Source organism: Bradyrhizobium sp. USDA 4341 (genome assembly GCF_054063755.1).
The window spans coordinates 7,479,074-7,499,454 of sequence record NZ_JBSSGO010000002.1 but is presented as its reverse complement, the minus strand read 5'-3'; the positions used below and the strand labels follow the sequence as shown (position 1 = coordinate 7,499,454).

Annotated in this window: 16 protein-coding genes and 2 pseudogenes; 9 read left to right on the top strand and 9 right to left on the bottom strand. The window is 55.8% G+C overall.

The window, feature by feature from the left end; translation table 11 throughout:
• The first annotated feature begins 391 nt into the window (after positions 1-391).
• The 4 genes from ACVIGB_RS41455 to ACVIGB_RS41440 all read left to right on the top strand — a co-directional run bounded on the left by ACVIGB_RS41455 (position 392) and on the right by ACVIGB_RS41440 (position 2,680).
• The gene (locus ACVIGB_RS41455) at positions 392-709 is read left to right on the top strand and encodes a hypothetical protein (protein WP_456718305.1); all 318 of its coding nucleotides are present in this window, start codon (positions 392-394) and stop codon (positions 707-709) included.
• A 302-nt stretch (positions 710-1,011) separates the two neighbouring features.
• The gene (locus ACVIGB_RS41450) at positions 1,012-1,458 is read left to right on the top strand and encodes a hypothetical protein (protein ID WP_456718306.1); all 447 of its coding nucleotides are present in this window, start codon (positions 1,012-1,014) and stop codon (positions 1,456-1,458) included.
• 552 nt (positions 1,459-2,010) lie between these two features.
• Positions 2,011-2,289 carry a type II toxin-antitoxin system HigB family toxin gene (locus tag ACVIGB_RS41445; RefSeq protein WP_456718307.1) on the top strand — a complete coding sequence of 93 codons (279 nt, stop codon included), beginning with the start codon at positions 2,011-2,013 and terminating at the stop codon, positions 2,287-2,289.
• Positions 2,290-2,299: 10 nt separating this feature from the next.
• Entirely contained in the window at positions 2,300-2,680 is a 381-nt protein-coding gene (locus ACVIGB_RS41440; RefSeq protein WP_456718308.1) for a helix-turn-helix domain-containing protein, read from the top strand.
• Positions 2,681-2,772: 92 nt separating this feature from the next.
• On the opposite strand, the pseudogene ACVIGB_RS41435 reads toward ACVIGB_RS41440, so the two are convergent.
• The 3 genes and pseudogenes from ACVIGB_RS41435 to ACVIGB_RS41425 all read right to left on the bottom strand — a co-directional run.
• A pseudogene (locus tag ACVIGB_RS41435) lies at positions 2,773-3,032 on the bottom strand (integrase core domain-containing protein); the annotation flags it as partial.
• A pseudogene (locus ACVIGB_RS41430) lies at positions 3,030-3,119 on the bottom strand (transposase); the annotation flags it as partial. The pseudogenes ACVIGB_RS41430 and ACVIGB_RS41435, both read right to left, overlap by 3 nt.
• 174 nt (positions 3,120-3,293) lie before the next feature.
• Complete coding sequence (locus ACVIGB_RS41425) at positions 3,294-3,551, bottom strand: hypothetical protein (RefSeq protein ID WP_456718309.1); 258 nt, start codon at positions 3,549-3,551, stop codon at positions 3,294-3,296.
• Between the two features lie 1,903 nt (positions 3,552-5,454).
• Between ACVIGB_RS41425 and ACVIGB_RS41420 the strand changes: the two genes are divergently transcribed.
• Positions 5,455-5,820 carry a hypothetical protein gene (locus ACVIGB_RS41420; RefSeq protein ID WP_456718310.1) on the top strand — a complete coding sequence of 122 codons (366 nt, stop codon included), beginning with the start codon at positions 5,455-5,457 and terminating at the stop codon, positions 5,818-5,820.
• A 2,104-nt stretch (positions 5,821-7,924) separates the two neighbouring features.
• On the opposite strand, the gene ACVIGB_RS41415 is transcribed toward ACVIGB_RS41420, so the two are convergent.
• Together ACVIGB_RS41415 and ACVIGB_RS41410 are read right to left on the bottom strand one after the other, a co-directional pair.
• Positions 7,925-8,080, bottom strand: coding sequence for a winged helix-turn-helix transcriptional regulator (locus ACVIGB_RS41415; protein WP_456724953.1), 156 nt, complete (start codon positions 8,078-8,080; stop codon positions 7,925-7,927).
• Positions 8,081-8,122: 42 nt separating this feature from the next.
• Entirely contained in the window at positions 8,123-8,788 is a 666-nt protein-coding gene (locus tag ACVIGB_RS41410) for a dethiobiotin synthase (RefSeq protein WP_456718311.1), read from the bottom strand.
• Positions 8,789-9,556: 768 nt separating this feature from the next.
• Between ACVIGB_RS41410 and ACVIGB_RS41405 the strand changes: the two genes are divergently transcribed.
• From ACVIGB_RS41405 to ACVIGB_RS41390, 4 genes are all read left to right on the top strand, one after another.
• Positions 9,557-10,018, top strand: a complete 462-nt coding sequence (locus tag ACVIGB_RS41405; RefSeq protein ID WP_456718312.1) for a Dabb family protein — start codon at positions 9,557-9,559, stop codon at positions 10,016-10,018.
• 110 nt (positions 10,019-10,128) lie between these two features.
• Positions 10,129-11,523 carry an aminodeoxychorismate synthase component I gene (gene pabB / locus ACVIGB_RS41400; protein ID WP_456718313.1) on the top strand — a complete coding sequence of 465 codons (1,395 nt, stop codon included), beginning with the start codon at positions 10,129-10,131 and terminating at the stop codon, positions 11,521-11,523.
• Entirely contained in the window at positions 11,520-12,104 is a 585-nt protein-coding gene (locus tag ACVIGB_RS41395; protein ID WP_456718314.1) for an anthranilate synthase component II, read from the top strand. The genes pabB and ACVIGB_RS41395 overlap by 4 nt, the downstream gene beginning before the upstream one ends.
• Positions 12,105-13,646: 1,542 nt before the next feature.
• Positions 13,647-16,724, top strand: a complete 3,078-nt coding sequence (locus ACVIGB_RS41390) for a phosphorylase family protein (protein ID WP_456718315.1) — start codon at positions 13,647-13,649, stop codon at positions 16,722-16,724.
• 9 nt (positions 16,725-16,733) lie between these two features.
• On the opposite strand, the gene ACVIGB_RS41385 is transcribed toward ACVIGB_RS41390, so the two are convergent.
• From ACVIGB_RS41385 to ACVIGB_RS41370, 4 genes are all read right to left on the bottom strand, one after another.
• The gene (locus ACVIGB_RS41385; RefSeq protein WP_456718316.1) at positions 16,734-16,985 is read right to left on the bottom strand and encodes a hypothetical protein; all 252 of its coding nucleotides are present in this window, start codon (positions 16,983-16,985) and stop codon (positions 16,734-16,736) included.
• Between the two features lie 408 nt (positions 16,986-17,393).
• Positions 17,394-17,675, bottom strand: coding sequence for a hypothetical protein (locus tag ACVIGB_RS41380; protein ID WP_456718317.1), 282 nt, complete (start codon positions 17,673-17,675; stop codon positions 17,394-17,396).
• A gap of 299 nt (positions 17,676-17,974) precedes the next feature.
• On the bottom strand, positions 17,975-18,646 hold the full coding sequence (locus ACVIGB_RS41375) for an HAD family hydrolase (protein ID WP_456718318.1): 672 nt from the start codon (positions 18,644-18,646) through the stop codon (positions 17,975-17,977).
• A gap of 12 nt (positions 18,647-18,658) precedes the next feature.
• Positions 18,659-20,233: a hypothetical protein gene (locus ACVIGB_RS41370; RefSeq protein WP_456718319.1), complete on the bottom strand. Its 1,575-nt coding sequence runs from the start codon at positions 20,231-20,233 to the stop codon at positions 18,659-18,661.
• Positions 20,234-20,381: the final 148 nt, after the last annotated feature.

Sequence of the window (20,381 nt, the reverse complement as noted above, 5' to 3'; positions counted from 1 at the left end):
TAGTTTGTCGTGATTGGCCGGGCAAGGCTCCGTTGGCCAGCCGGCCTCGGCTAACGACCGGCCGAAGCCATTGGGGTGCGCGGCCGCGCGCCCCTCGCGGGAGCAAGAATCTTCGCCGGGCGATCCGGCGCCGCGTTGCATCGCACAGCCAAGAAATCTTGCGGCGGAGGCACGCGGCCGAGGGATCGGCCACACGGGCTATTATGCGCTGATATCCTTGTTGGCCATCGCGCGGGCTACTGTTGAAGCTGAACCCGCATTCCCGAATCCTTGCCCGGAACCCCAGCTGTTGTTAGCGACAGATGCCCCTGCCCTCTGGCCTTGTTGATGCCTTGTCCAGCTATGTTGCCGTTCACATTGGCGCAATGAACCCATATGTCTGGTAGACGACTTGGCGGACGGAACGGGTTTCGACTACAAAAGATACGAGAACGATCTGCTCCGTCAGAATATCGAACTGAAGCTCCATTTGTCGGAGCACTGGGCTACGTCATCCCTTGACGAGAAACTCAGGGTCGCAGGTTGGATCGTGAAAGATTGGGGAGGCATCAACAACAACAGCGAGATGACGATCCTCGGCTACGTCATCAAGCCGATGCCGAGCGTCCTGCAACGCCGTTTTTCGGCATTGCTAGCTACAGCAAGATCTTGGAAATCAAGGCCCCTCAGAAGTACGCCATTTTCGATGCCCGGGTCGCTGCCAGTTTGAACGCTCCTTTGGCGGGCCGGAAGGATCTACACGTCCAGCCTGCTCGCTTTCTTCGTGCCGCCCGGGCAAAATGCCTCCGTCAAAGAGTTTGCACCGGCGGCCCTTCCAAACACTTTAGCGCAACCAGGCTTTACTTCTGTTGCTCGTGACGCGACCTACGCTACCTACCTGGCGGTCATTCTCGCAATCGGCAGAAATGTTGGAATATCCGTTCTAAAGGTCGAGATGCTGCTCTTCGCTCAGGCCCACGCGCTTTGTACCGAGGCACTCCCTCTCGTCCGCAGTCAGCGGAGGTTGCCGCGATGCTGACCGAGATCGAGGAGTCCTTCGCCTCGCCGAGGCTTAACAACGGACAAGAACTCGTCAAACGCGCAGACTTTCTCATCGAGGAAGAATTCAAAGCGATGGCCGCCGCCGAGCGCGGGCGCGCGGTGCTCGAAGGTCTTGCCAGCCTGGGATATGGGGTATCGGAGGGAATGGCGACCGCCTGGGTCCAGAATGGCCAGATCGTCCCGCGGAAGGCGGCCAATCCTGGCTACAGAGTAGAACTCTTGGGTGGATCGAGATCGGATCTCCTCCAGGTGCGCGCCGCAGGTATCGGCAGCTCGGCCGAAGCTCGCGATGCGAACCGTGACCGCGACATAGAAACGATCTGGTGCGGCGAGTTCGATCGCCTCAAGGCGCTGGTCGCTAAGCAGGCGGCAACGTTGCGATGGAGTTCGCAAGGCCCGTCTGTCAATTCCCGCTGAAGATCGTCTCAGATCCGGGTGTAAGCCACCAAGCAGGAGTCGCCATACGAGCACAACGAAAACTGCCTCTCAACCGCCGCGCTTAGCAACTTGCGATGCTCGAGCAGGGATTACTTTGAAATGGAGCAAAATGCCGATTTTTCCAAGAATCGGATCAACCAGCTAAAATTGCGGCTGCGTCGCTGACGGGCAATGCCGGCTCAGTTCAAACAAGGTACATTTCAGATTCTGCCGCGGCTGTCCGGCAGCGAACAGCCCGGCGGCCTAACCGGGCTCTCATGAGGCCCGCCGCCTGGCTCGGTCAGTCGCGCCCATTCAGACATCGTCGGCGTGCTCAAGTTCCGCCCCGCGAGGTGGGTTGAGGTGACATCGTATTGATCCGTTCGTGTTACGCGCGGCAGAGTAAGCGAGAAAACATATTCTTTTCAATTAGTTACAGACAACGATGCAATCGAAAACCGCTTCGATAATTTGCCCATTCAAATATCAGATTGACAAGCGTTCCCAAAAAGGGAACATTCTTCAGGCATGAGAATTATCGCTTGGAGCACCTTGGCAGCCTACGCGGCGAAGCATCCGGAGACGAAAACCTCCCTTACGCGGTTCAAGAACCTAGTTGAAGCCGCCAATTGGACGTCGATGGATGAGGTCCGGCAGGCCGCGCCCCATGCGGTGATCTTGAATGCTCAGCGTGCAAGGTTTGAGATCGCGGGCGGTAACTATCGGCTGATCGTAATGATCCATTTCCGGAGACAAATCGCCTACGTGAATTTCATCGGGACCCATGCCGAATACGACAAGATTGACGCTTTGACGGTTTCGATGTTTTAGAGGACGCAATATGGAAATTCGCCTGATCAAGAACGATGAGGACCATGCCGCAGCGCTCGCGGAGATCGCGAAGCTTTGGAATGCTGTCGAAGGTTCGGAGGATGACGACAAGCTCGATCTTCTCGCGACACTGGTCAGCCGCTACGAGGCGACACGCTGGCCGACCGATAGCAACATGGATCCCATCGAGCTTATCCAATTTGCCATCGATGAACTCGGACACACCCAAGCCGAACTCGCGGAGCTGCTCGGATCGCGATCGCGTGCATCAGAGATTTTGAATCGGAAGCGCGCTCTCTCGATCGATATGATCCGGAGGATCAACGAAGCTTGGAAGCTTCCTCTTGAGCTCCTGATCAAGCCGTACTCATTGCAGTCGGCCGCCGCCTGAGCGACGACCCGCTCGCGCAGCCTGGCTGGGCGCGCCCCCCCCCTCCCAACGCCGAAGGAGCGATCGATCTCCTTTGACCTGCCACTGAACTTTCATCCAGCGGCGGTTAGAGTCTCGGGGTCTTGTCCGCCACGTGGCGCGGTGGAGCAACGGACGATCGGCGGAGCTGGTCAGGGTTGCGTAGCCGGTCGTCCGTTGCGGTGAGGTGGGCGGCGTCGGCCGCAGGGGTGAGGTATTTCAGGGACGAGTGAGGCCTCAGAATGTTGTAGTCGGCAACCCAGGTGGCAAGCTTGGCACGGACGTCATCCAGATCGAAGAACAGGGTCTCGTTGAGCAGCGCACCGCGCATCCGGCGAGCCAGGTCAGCCGTCTTCGCCCCAGCCTCATGCTCCTTCAATACCGCGATAATCTGCTCTTCCGTGAACCTTGCTCGCTTCATCTGTCAATCCTTCTTCGGGCCGGACTCTAACTCCATCTTGAGGACATACGCAGCGGCAGGTCACCTTGCGAAACGCCGGGAGCGCTCGCTCCCGCCGATCTTTTCCGCTAGACGTTCAGCGAACAGTTATAACTCGCTGACGCCGGCGAAATGGAGACAGCGACATCAAAGATATTACGCTGCCAACGGATAATGCTCACCGGAATAGCAGGAAAAGGCTTTTGCAGAAGCGACAAGCTCCGCATCGCTGATGCCGAATTGATGTGCGAACTCTTTCTGCAAGGACGGCTCAACTTCACCAAAGAAAACTGCCATGTGTCCAGGGACAGTCTTAGCGGTAGCTGGATCGTTTAGACAAAAAACGAGCGTCTGCGCGTCCAGCTGTTTGCCGTGAGGCGCATTGATAGTGGCCAGAACTATAGCGATCTTCATACGTGATCCTTATACCCTTATACCGCCGAAAGCGCGCGTATTGCCAATCAGCAACGCAAACATTCACCATTTAATTCGAGTCCAACTAAATCACCGAAGATTCGTTCATCCGTGCGTCAGGGTTGGCGCCCTGTTCTGCTTGGCTTACAGCTTTAGAAGAACCTTTTGTCGAACCAATGGCAGCAGCGAGGTTGGCTGCGATCGCTCAAACCAACTGGTGTTTCGCAGGCTACCTGAACTCCGCGACACATGCCATCGATAGAGCTCCCAGATCGTCGCGTTAACGCTCAAATTCCTCAGTTGAGCGCAATTTTTAGCGAATTTCGCCAGCGGCATTGTGCGAAGTTGCGTGCCCATCTGGCGACACCAATCAACGATTTGAAGAAGAATGGCGAACTACAAGTACGGAAGCTATCTTGAGCACACTAACAACGAGACTTTCGACCAAGATCACGGCCCCGGCGTCGCAGCTCCCTACGCCGGAATCTATCGATGTATGGGCTGTCATCGTGAGATCGGCATTGCTGCAGACCACGTCTTGCCGCCACAAGGACATCATGCGCACACAGCGGCGCAAGGATCGATCCGATGGCGACTGCTTGTTTACGCAGACCATCAACCGAAATGATCGCTCAAGTCCGACGAGAGCCGGACTTCTATCCGGTACCTCCAGATGCAGCGGCGTGGCCGGAGAGGCCTTCTTTTGGTCTCATCAAATTAATTTGCGCGCACGGCAGTTGGGTGACCGCAAAATGGGGACATTTAGGCGTCAAGGGCAGTCGGTTCATTGGTGGTTTGCGACGACGACAGCACCGAAGACGGCGATTTCTTGGCCCTGAGCTCAAATCGGCTCGCCTACATTATTCATGCAAAGGCAGCCAGGAAGGTTCATTCTGCCAGCATTACCGCCATCGCTCAAAATCTTTCCGTTGGAGAAAGAAATCGACGATGCCGTGCAAGGACTCGCCCTGCACGCGCGATGGGAGCCTATCCCAAAGGGCCGAGACGCGGCTTCGCGGCCGGGCAGCGAAGCGAATGCTGAGGCGGCCGCAGACTGGCGCCAGTGAGAACCGGCCACTTTGTCGACTGTGATCGTCCTGTGGCTTGGTTCGTGCAGGACGGTTATGGCTGGGGATTTCAGCGTCCCAGTTCAGGAAGAAACCGCCGCCGGGCGTGTATTTTTGAAACCGGCGGCGTCTTTTCTTGGGACAGAGCTTTACCTCATCGCTTGCCAGCCGAGGACGAAGCCGCTTCGGCCGCGAACGACTCCTGCCATGACGCGGGAGCCTCCTGGCCGCGCAGACGAGCAGGACCAGCATCTCGTCCCGCCATCCGGCTGATTCCCATCCCAGGAGATCGTTGCTTGCGCCCGAGCCAATTGTCGTAAGCCTGCTGCTGCGAAATTCCCTTTTTTCGTGCCGTGCGCCGTATGTTGCGCATTGCATTCGGCTAGGCATGTTCACGCCTGTCTCGTCCTTGTGCGCCTTGTTGACGGCGATCATTACAAAGAACATCAGGACAAGCTAAACGAAGCCGAGGATCGCATCTTCTCACCCGCGAAAGAAGGCTGAAAGCGCGCGTGATTCCGTAGTTCACGTGATCACAAGAGTTTTGTGGGGCAGCCGTGCGATAAGGGGCTTCAGTGAAAATCAGCTCTCTCCACTTAACGAACGGCCGGCAATGGCAATAGCTAATGCGATGAGCAATGCCGACCACCGAAGTGGCGGGTATTCGTAACCAAGCTGCTGATTAATGGCATCGCGAATTACGCCACAGGCAGAGGCGTCTCATCGGCGATCGAGCCCACTACTTTCGGCTATCCGGGTATCCACGGACTTGCTCTCCACCAGTAGTTGCGCTTAGTAGCGGGCGACTGGGGAGGCTTTTGATGAGAAATTTTGGAATGGTGGCGCTCGCCGCCGCCTTGGGTGGTTGTGCGTCATCGGCGGCGGATATCACGCCGAACTACATTTCACCGGTGATGTATCAGTCCTATACCTGCCAACAGCTAGCTCTGGAGGCGCAGGGCGTATCTGCGCGCGCAGCTGCCCTCTCGGGTGCTCAGGACAGTCAGCGCACAAAGGATACAATAGCGACGACAGCCGCAGTCATCGTTTTCTGGCCCGCAGCGTTCCTGGTTGGCGGCGACAAGCAGACCGCAGCCGAACTCGGTCAGATGAAGGGTCAGATGGTCGCAATCGAACAAGCCTCGATCGCCAAGAAGTGCAATATCCAGTTTCAGAATAAGCCGCCGCCGGGAGCAACCTAACGCAGTCCGTTTTTTTTCGACACTCCATGCGGAGCACCCGCCGAGTTAAGCGCCGCGCCATGACCATCCCGCTCCTCTCCGCCATTGCCCTATTGCTTTGTGTCGCGAGCCCGGCAGCCGCCGAGTGCGGAGAACGGGGCGGCCCCGGCTATCGTGGCCCGAATGGCAAATGCGTCGGATGGGCTGAGTTGGGCCGCATATGCGGCAATCCGCCCGCAACTCGATGTAGGCCTGAGGCAGTTGCGCCGCACGCAGATGATGCAGCTGGCCACGGCGCAAAGATTGAAGAGCTGCGCCAGCCGCAGAAGAAGTAACGGCTTCCCGCGCGACCAAGTAGGAGAAGTGCTGCCGGGGTCTGCCTGGGTTTGGACTTAGACCTCGCCGATTTCGATCAACGTCCTAATGGTCCGGGTTAGAGCCCAGCCAGTGTCCTGAGCAGTTGCTCGGCTTGTTGTCCTTCAATGACATCTAAATTCATGCCCTCGAGAATGCATGACGTAAAAATTGGGGCGCGCATCCCGCCTATAGAGCGCGAGGCGCAGAGTGCGCATGATCCATGATGCACCACACAATCTCGACTATCGGCACGCGCGCAAACAAGCCGACTTGCTCGGCCGCGCCGGGGCAATCCGCCGGCTGGTCATTGCCCTGCCAGGGGCAGTGCGGCAAAAGCCAAGGCGAATGCGCCAGCGATGCAATCAGCAATCTGCCGCCAATTTAAGGTCTCGCCAGCCGCAAGCGCCCCCTCGTCAAGATCGGAGGAATTCCAGAAGGTGCGATGCCGCGGAACCGGAAATGAAACCATTGAGCTGATCTATAGCTTAGCTGAACAAATGTGGAGGGTAATTTGGCCCTGCACTTCAGCCGCGTCGACACTGGTGATCTGGATCGCAAGCAGCGACGACTATTCATTCGCTATCAGCAACGAGAGCCGAAGCGGACCAGCTTGGGTGGAGAACCGGGCTTTGTTGCGTCATATCGCCTAGACTTTCTGAATAAGCCCGCGGCGGCTCAGGTGCCGGATTGCCCTTCGGAGCATTCGCTGAGGCCGAACCTGCCTGCAATGCGTTCCTCGGCCACCTAATTATTGAGCGATGACGACCCGAGGCAGGTCGAGTGCGGTCCAAAAAGGCCGCGTTGTGCATGCATGCGACAAGCCTGCGATCGGGCCGTTAGAGGCGCGCGCCCACGCTAAGCGCTGCGGATATTGTTGACTGCCGATGATGGAAGGGATCAATCGGATCCGCCGGCTGTGTGAAGAGCAGCCGAGCAGGAAAGCGTTGCCGATAGGCCCGGGAAAGCCCAAAAAGAGCGAAGTAAGGCAAGATTGCTGATTGAATCTGGCCTCCCTCGGCGCATAGTTACGCAATGATCGAGCAACGACCAGCTTTCATGGCTTGTAAAAACCCCGGCTCCGGCTGGAGGATCGATATTCTGTGGGCCGATGGCGAAACTGAAGTCATCAGGGGGTTTGTCACGGAGCATGACGCGACAAAGTGGATTTCTGAGCATTCGCTGACGTGCCCAGAAAACACGAGCCAACAGCGCTAGCGGCGCGGCCAAGTTTCTGAGCGATCTCGCGCTGCGTGAGTTCGGCTTCGCGGATCATTTTTAGCGGGCGCTGTTCTTCCTCTTCCACCACAAGTTAGCAAGGCGTTCTCCAAATTGTTTGGTTCTGGAAATACCACGCCGCTGACGCGACGGAGGCAAAGCCGAGCGGACGGCCATCAGCGGTGGGCGCCCTGATGCAACTGCTTTTCGCTTGGCGCAAAGCCAGCAGCTGTTGCAGCGGATAATGATCATGTAGCTGTGGTGCAAGAGGCGCTCCAGAGTCGACGGCAACCTCGGATCGGCGAACACGGTGCCTCATTCGGCAACTCTGCGGTTCCATGTGATCAGCATGGCGCCGGTTTCGTGGGGGCGGCCAACCAGCTGGAAGAACAGATGCGCCGCGTCGGGCGCTGGCTTCACTCAACAGTAAGTCAGTGGCCTGGAGATTGGCCGACGTAATTCAGCGCGCAGCTTTGACGGGCTTCTTAAACCTATCAATGATATCAGAATGCTCCCGCTCCATCGTCACCAGTGCAAGCATTTGGATGGGTCTTCAAAGCCCTTGGCAAACGATCGAAATATCGGCCTCGACGACGCCTTCCGAGCGCAGCCTCTTCAACCGGCGTTGACACGCGGTTGCAGAAAGCCCCGCTGTTTCGCCGATCACCCCCGACTTCAGACGATTGTTCTTTTGCACCATTTCGAGGATGCAAACGTCTAAGGCACCCTACACGATGCGCATCGCGCATCATCACTTGAAATCATCGCGCAAGAAAGAGGCCTTGAACGCAGTTTCCAGTCTGTCTGCCGACAGAGGCGCAATCCAGGGCAGTCGCCCTAACCACCGCACCCGTCCAATCTCGCAAATCGCTCTCACGGCATCCGGGTTCTTTTCGCCAATCAAGGCGGCTCCAAGAATGTCGATCTGGCGCCTTCGGAGTGCCTCTATGGAGAGCAATGAACAATTAATTGTGCTCGCAGTTGTACTGGTGCACAGCACTACAGGAATTCGCCACCTCTCCAAGAGGTCAATGTAAAGCGAACCACAATTTAGCGGCTCCATGAGTCCCCCGGTCCCCTCGATCACGAGCGGCTGTCCTCCGGTGTCCGGCACGTCCAGCAATTCGGGCTTAATGCGAGCCTCGTCGATTTCGGCGGAACAGTGCGGCCAAGCGGCCGTTTGCAGTCGGTACCCTTCAGGCACGATGCGATCCGGCGGAAGACTGGCAAGCCGAGCGACGCACTCGGTGTCCGTCTCTCCTTCGAGGCCGGCCTGAATCGGCTTCCAGAACTTTGCGCCAAGGAGATTGACGAGCCCTGCGCAGAACACGGTCTTTCCGACGCCGGCGCCGGTAGCCGTGACCACGATCCGCTGCTGCCTCGCCGATCTTGATCTCTTGTCAAGCGTCGTGCCCAACTCATTCTCCATTATATGCAGCGGGCGCCGGCGCAAAGACCGCTCACTCTTCGCAAGTCGTTGACGCCGGTGCCCTCAATTTCCGGATCTACCAACGGCCGCTCATCGACGCTGCTGCGTGCATCGCCTACCCGCTCAACGCCGAACAGCAGCGCGATATACGCGATATGCCCGTCGTGATTGGCGTCCGCCGACCCGTCTCAAAAAGCTTCGAATGCGAACTATTAGATCGAGCTATAGACGGTCGGCCGGCACGATTGTCCCCCTCCTAGAGTTGCGCTTGATGCCTTGTGGCAGGTTAAGATTGTTATCGGCGCGGAAATATTGTCCGGACTGGACGGAGAGGTTCACGGACCGCTTGGTGTATCCGAATAGATACAGAACAGTCCGCTTCGAGCGACAGCTGTGCGATTGTGGGTGATTTCACCTGATCTGTCGGAAAATAGCCGATCGGGGCATATTAGCCGTCACTCTAGGAGGATTTTGCGGGTTTGACTTGAGCACGCGAGTTTATCGATGGCGGGCAGCCCCGGCAGATTTTTGCGCAATCAATCACGATGATCCTGCAAATAACACATCGACGCCTCGCTGGGTGTTGGTTGTTACGCACCTAGTGTCTCTTTTCCAACGGAACGAATCCCGACATTGTTCGATGTTGAGGTCACGAGCAGCGCCCTTGCAAGAGCTCAGAGCGCGCTACCTCGATAACCTTTATACGTAAGCTACGCGCAGACCATTGGGCATGACAATTCTCAGATCCTGCTATCGATGTCAAAGACCGCTCCGGCTATCGAAGCCCGTCAGCATTGCCTCGGGCTAAATCCCGAGATAAGAACGGGACCAAATTGCGGCGTCACTTTTGCGGCCACCATGATCCGTCATATCGTCTTCTTCACAGCCAAGGAAAAAGCCGATCTCGACCGAATCATCGAAGGTCTATCGGTTCTCACCTCGATCACCTATGCGCGCCGGCTCGAGATTGCCCGCAACCGCAAGAGCGACCAGCTCGGCAATGATATCGATGTCGTGGTGTATGGTGAATTCGACAGCGAGGCGGATCTCGCTGCGTACAAGGCGCACCATTTATATCAAGAGGCGATCCGGTGCGTACGGCCACTCCGGGAGTTGCGCTTTGCCGCTGACTATGAGTTGTCGACAGACGTGCATTTCGCTGGAACGGCAGGCCTGGGACAAGTCGCTCGGCGCGGCGGACCAGTTGGTCGTGAGTAGCTCGATGATCAGTCCCAGGACTTTGTACGTGTCGGGCGGAAATAGCCCTCGTTGGGATGGCAATTGGGGCGCGGACCTCACGGCCTGCCGGCCGTCGTAGCGGATAGCCTATGCACGTCTGCGAGTTGCCATGGATTGAGCCTATCAAGGCTCTGCGATGCCTTGCGCAGCGGCCGCACCTTACCTTTCTCGATAGCGCAGCCGAGCATGAGCTGCTCGGACGTTACTCATACCTGGCTTGCGAGCCGTTCGGCACATATTTGGTCGCCGATGGACAGGCAAGCTGGAATGGACAGGCACTTATGGGGAATCCATGGGAGGCCCTCCGCGAGCTTCTTGCCAGATACAAAGAAGCGCATCGCCCGGATCTCCCCCCATTCCAGGGCGGCGCAGCCGGCTTTCTTGCCTACGATCTGAACCGAACACTGGAGGGGCTGCCGGCACCGTCAATTCCGGGTCTCCGGTTACCCCAGTCAATACTGCATTTTTACGATGTGGTGGTCAGCTTCGATCACCGCGATGAGAAGTGTTGGATCGTCTCGACCGGCTGGCCGGAGCAGGAGCCCACTCGACGGGCCGAGCGCGCACGTCGTCGCGCCGCCGAGTTTGCAGCACTGCTTGCCAAGCCAAAGTCGCAGCGGATCATAATCCCCAGCACCGCGGGCCAATGGCATTCAAATTTTAGCCGTGAAGGGTTCAAAGCGGCCGTCCGGCGTGTCATCGATTTGATCCTGGCTGGAGATATATTCCAGGCAAACATCGCGCAACGATTCAGTGCCAAGGTCGCCCCCCTGTTCGATCCGCTCACCTTTTATTGCCAGCTCCGCTCTTTGAACCCAGCCCCGTTTGCAGCCCTCCTGCAATATGACGCGCTGACGATCGCATCGAGCTCTCCTGAGCGATTTCTGAGGCTTGAGGGCCGGCAGGTCGAAACCCGGCCGATCAAGGGCACAATCGCGCGCTCCGCTGATTCTGCGGAAGATGGGCTCCGGGCGGAGCTCCTTTTGGCCTCCGGAAAGGATCGCGCGGAGAACATTATGATCGTCGACCTGCTGCGCAACGATCTCTCACGCGTTTGTACAGACGATTCGGTCGAAGTTTCAGCTCTTTGCAACTTGGAATCCTATGCCTCCGTGCACCATCTTGTGTCGGTGGTCGCAGGCGCGCTTGGCGCAGACCAAGACGCCGTCAGTCTGCTTCGCGCCTGCTTTCCGGGCGGCTCCGTGACCGGCGTTCCAAAGGTGCGAGCAATGGAAATCATTGCGGACATCGAGAAAGTAGCACGAGAGGTCTACTGCGGGGCGATCGGCTTCATCGGTTTCGATGGATACATGGACACGAACATTGCGATCCGCACTGTTGTGATCGACGGTGACGTGGCTGTGTTTCATGCGGGCGGCGGAATAACGGCGATGTCGGATCCTGAAGCCGAATATGAAGAGACACTTGCTAAGGCAAAACGACTGTTCCAAGCCTTCGGTGTCGATCCAACCGGTGCATTTTGATTGTCATCATCGACAATTACGATTCCTTCGTATTCAATATTGCGCGCTATCTCCGTAAGCTTGGTGCAGAGACGGAAGTGGTCCGAAACGACGCGATCAGCGTGGCTGATCTCGTTGGGCTCCAGCCTAGTGCAATCGTGATATCGCCCGGGCCCTGCACGCCAACGGAGGCTGGCATATCGAACGCAGTTGTCCGGGAACTCTCGGGACGCGTCCCAATCCTTGGTATCTGTCTTGGTCATCAGTGTATTGGAAGCGTTTTCGGCGGAAGGGTGGTACGTGCACATCGTCCCGTGCACGGCCAAGCCTCGCCGATAAGCCACGATGGTCGTGGGTTGTTCAACGAACTCCCGTCGCCATTTTGTGTCGGACGCTACCATTCTCTAGCGGTCGAACTCGATGAATCGATCGCATCGGATCTCACGGTGACAGCCCGCTCAGATGAAGGAGAGATCATGGGTTTGTCCCATCGGGATCATCCAACCCATGGCGTGCAGTTCCATCCGGAGTCAGTCCTTACTAAACAAGGGCCCGTGCTGTTTAGGAATTTCTTGCGACTAGCCGCCAATTTCGCAGGGTGACGTCGGAGACTTCGTCGAACGTGGAGCAGCGTATTCCTGAATCGCTTGGCAGAGCCGTCTTGCGTAACGAGATAGAGGAAATAGCGTAATCAGTACGATGCGTACGCAAGTTTCTCTTTTGGTAGCGCCTCAATTGGATTACTTGGTGCCGCATCGATCTTCGCATCACATCCATTCGATGAGTCGGGATCTTCTTCTGGCTTCCTCGTGAACCGTTTATTCCAGATCCGCCAAGAGATTGGCGGTGCCTAGGCGGTAGCTTCGCTATCGCCGCCCTCACACGGGCGTTTCCTCCCTTGACTTGGCCGCCGGTCCTATTGGATCGGCGGTTCCGTTCGATATCGAGTCAGCGCTTTCATGATTGAGGAATCCCTACAGCAATCTACGGCTCGCCGACGCTGTAGCTGCAACGTTTTGTCATCGTGGTTGAATGCATTCATGGAACATAGAGGTGTCCAATTCAGCATGCGAGAAGCGCTCCCGGGCGAGTGGCGCTACAGTTTTGAGATCGATAACAAGAGGATCAATGGCAAGACCCGAACGAGGCTGCAACTTCTTGCAGTCCGTCGGGTCAAGGATCGGATTAATCGTGAACTGCATCGCAGCACAGAAAATGAGAGTTGATAGGATCGGGCGGCCTATTACGGGATGCGAAGCTGCTTTACGGTAAAGGGCCGCGGGTTTGAATCCCAACCCTTCCGCAAGAACATGCAGGTAATCCTCTGATTTAATTTAGAGTTGCATGCAGCCCAGCTCTACCGGCAGCAAGCAACTTTTCTCTCGCTCGTTGAGAGCCAACCCGCTCATCCCGCTATGAGCGCAAGACTTCAGCGAGCATTTGAGCGCGGTCAGACGGACTATCGTGAAGGCCAGATAGCCCTGCCTACCAAGTTCGCGGCAAAATGCAGAATGGATATAAGGGCACGAGTGCGAGCACGAGGCCATGTGGACTGAGGTGGAGCTCTGCTATTTCAGATTCCTCGATGCAGAATTCAATGTCTATCAACTCGCTTATTGAAGCTGCCTTCCTTTCGGCTTGGCGATGTACCTAGCACAACATAAAGCTTGGACGGATCCTAAGTGGGCGCCTGGCGAGACGCGTTAGCGTAGTGGCGACGTCAATGAGCCTACAGCACGTCGGTCATTTCGACTTAGCACTTCGAGCGTGCCGAAGTGCGCGCATTGCCTCGTGCGCTGACAAATGCCAGAAATGGAAAGCGTACGTGGGTGGCTCGCTCGTGGGGACGACGCAAACTCGTCTTCCATCGAGCGCCCCCCGAGGGCGGCGCCCCATATCTCCGCGCACCTGGTTCGCAAGGCCGTGGCAGGTCGGCCGGGCCGAGACTCGGCTGGACTGGAGGTGATTAATCTCTAGGAAGGCGTTCCCTAATAGAGAATTGCGTCTAAAGCCTGGGTTGCCCTCGCGCCATAGTTGCGCTTGAATGCTCCTGCACCGCGCGTCGCGTCGATGATTCTGAGTCGAGAATTTGTCCGGGACGGCAGTCGAATTATCCAACTCACTTGGTCCTGAAGCACACATAGATGATTAAGAAGTTTGTAGATATTGGCTTTATTATTCCGTTGCAGGAAGAGTTTGCCAGCTTTGAACGGATTTTTCGACGGGTTCAGCAACACGTCGAAGGCGTGCAATTTCACACCGAGGTCGATCTCAGCGAGAGCGGGCTTACTGGCGTCGCGTTTCTGCAAGATGACATGGGCAAAGCTGCAAATGGTCGCGCGGCCGACCGGATGCTTTGTCAGTACGATGTGGGCTTGATAATCGTGTTGGGCATTGCTGGCGGCCTGAGTTCTGATCTCGCCATCGGAGACGTCTGCTTCACCGGCGCCATTATCGACGTTCTAGAGAACGCGAAGGTAAGTGACGAAAAGGGAACCGCCAAGTCAAAATTCAGTTCCAAGTTTTACACTACTGATCCACGGCTTTCCTTCTCATTGAAGTATGCTCGTATCGGCTCTGACACTAAACCCGACTTTGAACGATGGCAGCTCGAGCAGTATTACGATGCAGCAGCAAAAATCCCCGGCGCGTTCATCGGAAAAGAAAGCGTCAACGAGACGATAAGAATTCCCGATATATTCGAAGGGAACACCGCGTGCGGTTCGGTCTCAAAGAGCGACATTTATAATGACGACTTTCGACATATCGATCGCAAGATCTTAGCAATTGAAACTGAGTCGGGCGGCGGCTTTCATAGCGCCACGCTGGCTCATGTGCCGATCGTAAGCATTCGGGGCATTTCTGACTATGCTGACAAAAACAAGAATCGTTTCGAACGTGAAACCAACGGCAAAGCTCGCGAAATCGCTGCACTCAATGCGGCATCATTCGTAAAGCTGCAGCTTCGGAATCCGCAATTTCAGCAATTCCTTGCTGGCCGGAGGGCGGCCAAATCCTCTGTAGCCGACACTCAGCAAAATAGTGGCGATGTCGAGCCCATATTGATGGCGGTAAAGGAGTCCATTCACCAGCAACTGAATCAACTTTCACCCGAATATAGAGGCAAGCCATTGGGATATCGCTTGCCACTTCCACGAATGCGCATTTCGTCGAGCACGACACATCTTTCGTCTACGCCCGCCGACCAAGAATACTACGATCCTGTATCTGCGCTCGAAGCAATTACTTCGCACCGATTAGTAATAACAAGTGTGCCGAGAAATTATCCTGACAACAGCTTGCCATGGATAATTGCCGCCGAACTATCCCGGATAAAGATCGGGAGTAAGCAAGTCGTTCCCTGCGTGTTGCGAGGGAGCACTCTAAGGCCGCCTGAGCACACCATCTCGTCGCAATGCGCTCAAGCGGAAAGGAACGCGCTTGGACGAACCGACCTGAAGATGATCTTCATCATCACAGATTTTCCTTTCGATTCCCGGCCACGCGTCGATTTTCTAAGAAAGGAGATCGCGAGATATCCGGAAGCTCACTTTGTGATCGTGAACAAGGCGGAAAGGAATTTGCCATCGGGGATTGATGGTGTTCTCACACTTGGCGCTGAATCATTTGACGTTTGTGATATTTCTTTCATCGAGATCTCAGAGTTTCTACAGCGAACATTCGAGATGCCCGACGAAGAAGCGGGGGTCGTTGCTCTAAGATTGCAGACCATGTTCAGGCGTTTTGATCTTCCCGCGCACCCGAGCTATTTCGCGGGCGTGGCTGGGGAGGTTCTAACCTCGCTGCTAAGAGCAAACAGACGAGCCGAGCTTCTGCAATTGGCGGTCAGCGGCTTTCTGAGTTTTGTCGTTGCATCGGATAAGGACTCCGTCGTGCTGAGCAGAACCACGCGCGAAGAGTTCTTGCGTCAGTTGGCATTTGAGCAAAAGGTGAACAAAAGAAGGTTCTCTCAATCATCGCTGGTGAAATTTGTTCGCGATTTTGCAGCGAGCCGAGACTACGAAATCGACCCGATCAGCTTCGTATCGGCGTTTCAGGAACGTGGAATTATCCACTTCGAGAACGATATTGCGATCATTTCTTTGCCATTCATCGAGAGCTATCTACTGGCGACCGAATTGGCAAAAAAGCCGCAGGAAGCGCGCAAGTACTTTGACCTTGCGGACGAAAATTTCGATCAGACAACATTCGATATCTATGCTGAAATTGAGCCGTCTGCGGAACTCGTTGAGTTGGTCACGAATGAGGCTGACAAGATGGTACGCGAGCTAGGCTCGGAAGCGTCGGGTCAGACGCACATCCTCATAACTAATGAGATTCGACCTTCGATTTTAGATAAACCGGGAAGGCTGCGAGCGCTCCAAGATCGGCTCGATCGGGCTTTCGAGGATGTTCGGTTCAATCGCCCGCAGAGCATCGAGAAGCAGCGCATACTCGATATAGCAACGAGGGTCGATGCAGAAGTTCGAGACGAGAGAGAGCGCGCTCTTGAGAGGATCGTTGGCGACGAAAGTTGGTCGCGATTGGAACACGCCGCCAGAATCTGGGGTGTTAGCATTATCTTGCTTGGTTCTGGTTCAGAGCGTTTAGATAAGGACGCGAAGCGTCAGCTTTCTCTTAGAATCGTCCAACTGACCAGCAGGATCTTGGACATGATCCTACGGTCATTCCCTCTCGTCGAGTTCGCCGCATTAAAGGAGGAGCTGACAATCGAGAGGCGGGTCAAAGAAATTTTTCGAGTTCCAGATGAGGAAGTCCCGCACGTGGTGGAACTCGTCCGCTCAATGATCGATATCTTCGAATTCCAAACACTCAATATGCCAATTCGGGTGTTCTTGGATCACTTAGGGAATGCCGCCGGCCAACCTGTCCTTAGACCCAGTATCGCTAGTGTCGAGTCAGAGCACACAATAGAAAATCTTATCGCTCGCATTTGGGAAGCGGAGATTGACGCTGAACGGGGACGTTCTCCCCTTCTTGGAGCAATCAAACAGCTGCCCCCAAACGGGTTTCTGAGGTGCACGATTTCGACGTTCTTTATGACGCGTGTCTATTGGAACCACTGGGAGCAGAAAAAGCGGCTGGCACTCCTCGACGCCGCAGCCGAATGCTTAAAGCCTTTTGGTGGACAAGCGATCGATCGCGGAAGACTCATGCGGATCATCCAGAAGGATGATCAAGCGAAAAGCCAGGGTGACTAGGTAATGTGCTTAGGCGATCTCGCTGAGCGGAGGCGATAGATAGCTAGGCTTAGATTTGGTTTGTAAAATTTCGATCACCTGGGAGGCGCCGGCTAAGCGGAAATTTTGGGCCTCCCTTGGATCACCTTTCCAATGTTGCGCAAAATACTGGCACGCCTCGTCCTGACTCTGAAAAAGCACGTCGCACCAAATTTGACCTCTGGAATTGACTATCGCAAAGCCAGTCTGCACGGACGGGACACCAGCAATATCGAGGTTCATGATCGGCTCCGTAAGTCGTCTGACGTGGGAGAACCAGGTTGTGTCTTAACACATCCTCAATCGGTTCAATATTCGGGTTAATACTTAGTTAAAGTCCACTAAACTGTCCGTGATATCGGTCACATTCCGCGGTTGAGCCGAAGGGCCAACGCACCCCCCTCAGGCTTCCGCGTGGTGGGAGCCCGGGTGGCGAAAAGCGGGGCCGCGCCCGACGTGACTGGTGTGATAGTCTTGCAGATGAGACCAACCATCGATCCTCGGGGTTTGGTTCACGGAGGTCTGCAAAGACGTCTCGTACGGGCAGTCGAATGAGCGCGGTTCCGTCCTCTCGACCGAGATCTTCAAGCTCGGCGAGTGAAGCGGTCCTGGCGCGACGGTGATGCCGGCGGAGATCGACGTCGAACAACGTCATGCGCCGAAACCCGATTGGCATGAGATGAGCTGCGAGATCGGGCTATTTCGAGAACCGTCATCGACCATGAGAGCGGCGACGGCGTTGAACATGATGTCGACCTGCGTGCCGCTGTTTGTCCGGCTGACGCTAGTCTGAGGATCCGAGCCGGAAGCCGCATTGTAGATATTCACGACGACGTTGCCGGAGGCGCAGTTGTCGTTCGCGGCGGCGCCGCCGCCGCCGATCCCGCCGGCGGAGACGCCGAGCCGGCCATCTGGACCGCGCCGCAGCGGCATCAAGGCCGGAAAGAGTGTTGGCCGGGTCACGACGCCGCAGCGCGCGAATCCGCGGCATTGGATCGCATACACATTTGTGTGTGTCACACATTGCGCACGCCTGGTATCACTTGATTCACTCAACCTTCGGATTAAGTCCGATTGAAGGATCTCAAACGAGAGCGCGTAAGTCGACCTACTATCGCGCCTCATGAGTTTTCTGAGCAGGTGAGCGGAAGTACGAAATCGTGCAGCGAAGGCCTACTCCTTCTCGCCACCGGCTTAAGCGCAATGTCTCGCGTTCGCGCATGGCATGTATCTTAGAAAAAGCCGTGCGCCCGCACGATTGGCAATAGCTCGTGGTAGTTGTGGATAATGTGGTCCGGATTCGCAGCCCTTAAGCGTGTCTCAGAAACAAATCCGCCGGTAATGGCTACGCTGATCAGTCCAAGACTTCGGGCAATATCGGTTTCTACTGGCATATCCCCGATAATGAAGGTCGACTCCGGCTTTAGATCGTTTTGCTCCATATATCGTCGAAGTCGCTCCCCTTTGCTCATCGTCTTATACTGCGTGACACGGCTTTCATAGGCCAGGACGTCGTTGAAGCAGCGATCGATGCCGAGCCTTTGCAATTGAGCAACAAGAGGTGCGACTATATGGTTGCTCACGATGATGGACGAAGCCGCTTCCTGGCGAACCCATTCCAGCATTGTGCGCGCCCCCACGCGTAGATCTGCTTTATCGGCTAGCGGCTCGTAAGTGTCATGGAAGATTGCACTGCCATCGCGATCTACGGCTGCGACTTCCGATTCTGACATCCCGATGTTTCGGAAAAGAATGGACAGTGGGACATCGCAATGATCCCGAAAGGTGTCTAAATCGATCGCCGGGCGACCGAAACGTTCCAGGATAGCATTCGTCGTTTGGAGTAGTGCGCTGGCATCGTCAAGCAACGTGCCATTCCAATCAAAAACAAGAACCGGCCTCATGATATTCAGCCCTCAGGCAGCGCTCTGGTAGTCAGCGACAAGGTTATGCAGATCTCTGTTTGCGCGACTTCGACCTGCAGGAGTTGGCATTTCGAATGTGAAGGGTGATAAATCCACTCCCTCGCTCCCGCGCGGCAGCAACGAGGACAATCGGGAGAAGGGCAAATAAGTCACAGTTGCCGCGTTGATCGCGGCGGCGATTCTTCTATCAATCGATTGGAGAACATGCGGCTCGATGTCTTTGAACAGCAGGCTTCGCTTCTGCTGTTGGGCGGGCAGCCGTTTCCACGCCTGCCAAAAGGCCAGTTCATCGATGGCCTCAATATCCACGCCGTAGTAATTCGGAGCCACGATAGGTGGCGAACCGATTCCCCAATGGACAGCTTTGACGCCCGCAGCAAGGAGCATATTCGTTATGGTCCGGCTGGTATCGCCACGAATGAGGGCTTCATCGGCAATGAGTATCGTGCGTCTGCCAACGTCAGTCGAAGCCAGCCGATACTTGCGAGCGATACGATGCTTGCGCTCACTGGTTGGGCCGATGAGAGTTCGCTCAGAGAGCTGCGTCTCGATGACTTCACGTCGTTCGACGTTAACGCCGCGTGCTAACAGAGATGAAAATAAGCCGTCAGCATAGGGCCCTCCGGTATGAGGCATGGACGAGACGACGACGGGATCTCGGTCCTGCTCTGCGCAGATCCGTTGCGCAATAAGATCACCTAGCGAGAAACCGATATTGTAGCGGGTTTTGCGGTGAGTTTGGCCATCGATGGACGTATCCGGGTTTCCGAGGTAAAGGGTCTCATAAACGCATAGCTTGGCGGTTTCTTGAGAAACACTGACGCGATGATCGAGGCAATGCCCCCGTTTGCCATCCACATATTTGATGTAGCCCGGCCGGATTTGACCTGACTCGCCTCGAAGGCCGGCAAAGGCGCAATTTTCCGAGGCAAAGAGCAAAACTCCATCGTCCGTCTGCATGAACTCCAATGGACGCAAACCATATCTATTGCGGAACGCGACCAGATTTCCCTCTGGGTCCAACAAGAGCGCACTGATAGCACCATCAATGCGCTCATCGATTTCACGGAAAACGTTCTCATACTTGACCCGCAAGCCTTGCCGCCAATAATCCCTCTCACAAATTTCCTCAATCAGCTTGAGCAACAGCTCAGCATCCGTCCGACCAACCCGGGTGTAACCTTGGGCAATCAGTTCTGCCCTCACCTCGTGGCCATTTGCTAACGCTCCGTCTACCGACACTGTCAGTTGACGGGACGAGGCCGTGCGCTTGGGATTTGGATGATCGTCGTTCCTATCCTGTCTGCAAACTCGGCCGCTGATAAGAGCGATCGCAACGTGCGGACTGACCTCCGAATCTCGCCTATTCTTGCGAATGGAAGACAGTTCGTGTGATGGCTGAGACACGCTTCCACCTCGAACGCCTTTGTTGTGCGTGAAGGCGGTGACGGCGACTTCTGCTTGTCCGCGAAGTGCGAGCTTTGGAAGCATGTGCTGGAGCCGATCATAAACCGTCTGATGGGAACTACTCCAAGGCAATAGAAAAGCGGCAGCGATACCTGACATGCTCCACCGATCCGAGAGGACATGATCCTGCCCTTAAGCAAGCTTCGTACCAGCGCATAGCAATTCACTCGGGCCGTCAAACCCGCTTAGGTAACGATTCACGCTCTCTCTATGGCCAGATACCTGAGCTGGTGGTTTCGCGACAATC

Bases quoted from the DNA above. Each gene is read 5' to 3' on its own strand.
- ACVIGB_RS41450 (WP_456718306.1), top strand. From the start codon at position 1,012: ATGCTGACCGAGATCGAGGAGTCCTTCGCCTCGCCGAGGCTTAACAAC.
- ACVIGB_RS41440 (WP_456718308.1), top strand. From the start codon at position 2,300: ATGGAAATTCGCCTGATCAAGAACGATGAGGACCATGCCGCAGCGCTC.
- ACVIGB_RS41425 (WP_456718309.1), bottom strand. From the start codon at position 3,551: ATGAAGATCGCTATAGTTCTGGCCACTATCAATGCGCCTCACGGCAAA.
- ACVIGB_RS41420 (WP_456718310.1), top strand. From the start codon at position 5,455: ATGGTGGCGCTCGCCGCCGCCTTGGGTGGTTGTGCGTCATCGGCGGCG.
- ACVIGB_RS41405 (WP_456718312.1), top strand. From the start codon at position 9,557: ATGTCAAAGACCGCTCCGGCTATCGAAGCCCGTCAGCATTGCCTCGGG.
- pabB (WP_456718313.1), top strand. From the start codon at position 10,129: ATGCACGTCTGCGAGTTGCCATGGATTGAGCCTATCAAGGCTCTGCGA.
- ACVIGB_RS41390 (WP_456718315.1), top strand. From the start codon at position 13,647: ATGATTAAGAAGTTTGTAGATATTGGCTTTATTATTCCGTTGCAGGAA.
- ACVIGB_RS41385 (WP_456718316.1), bottom strand. From the start codon at position 16,985: ATGAACCTCGATATTGCTGGTGTCCCGTCCGTGCAGACTGGCTTTGCG.
- ACVIGB_RS41380 (WP_456718317.1), bottom strand. From the start codon at position 17,675: ATGCCGCTGCGGCGCGGTCCAGATGGCCGGCTCGGCGTCTCCGCCGGC.
- ACVIGB_RS41375 (WP_456718318.1), bottom strand. From the start codon at position 18,646: ATGAGGCCGGTTCTTGTTTTTGATTGGAATGGCACGTTGCTTGACGAT.
- ACVIGB_RS41370 (WP_456718319.1), bottom strand. From the start codon at position 20,233: ATGTCAGGTATCGCTGCCGCTTTTCTATTGCCTTGGAGTAGTTCCCAT.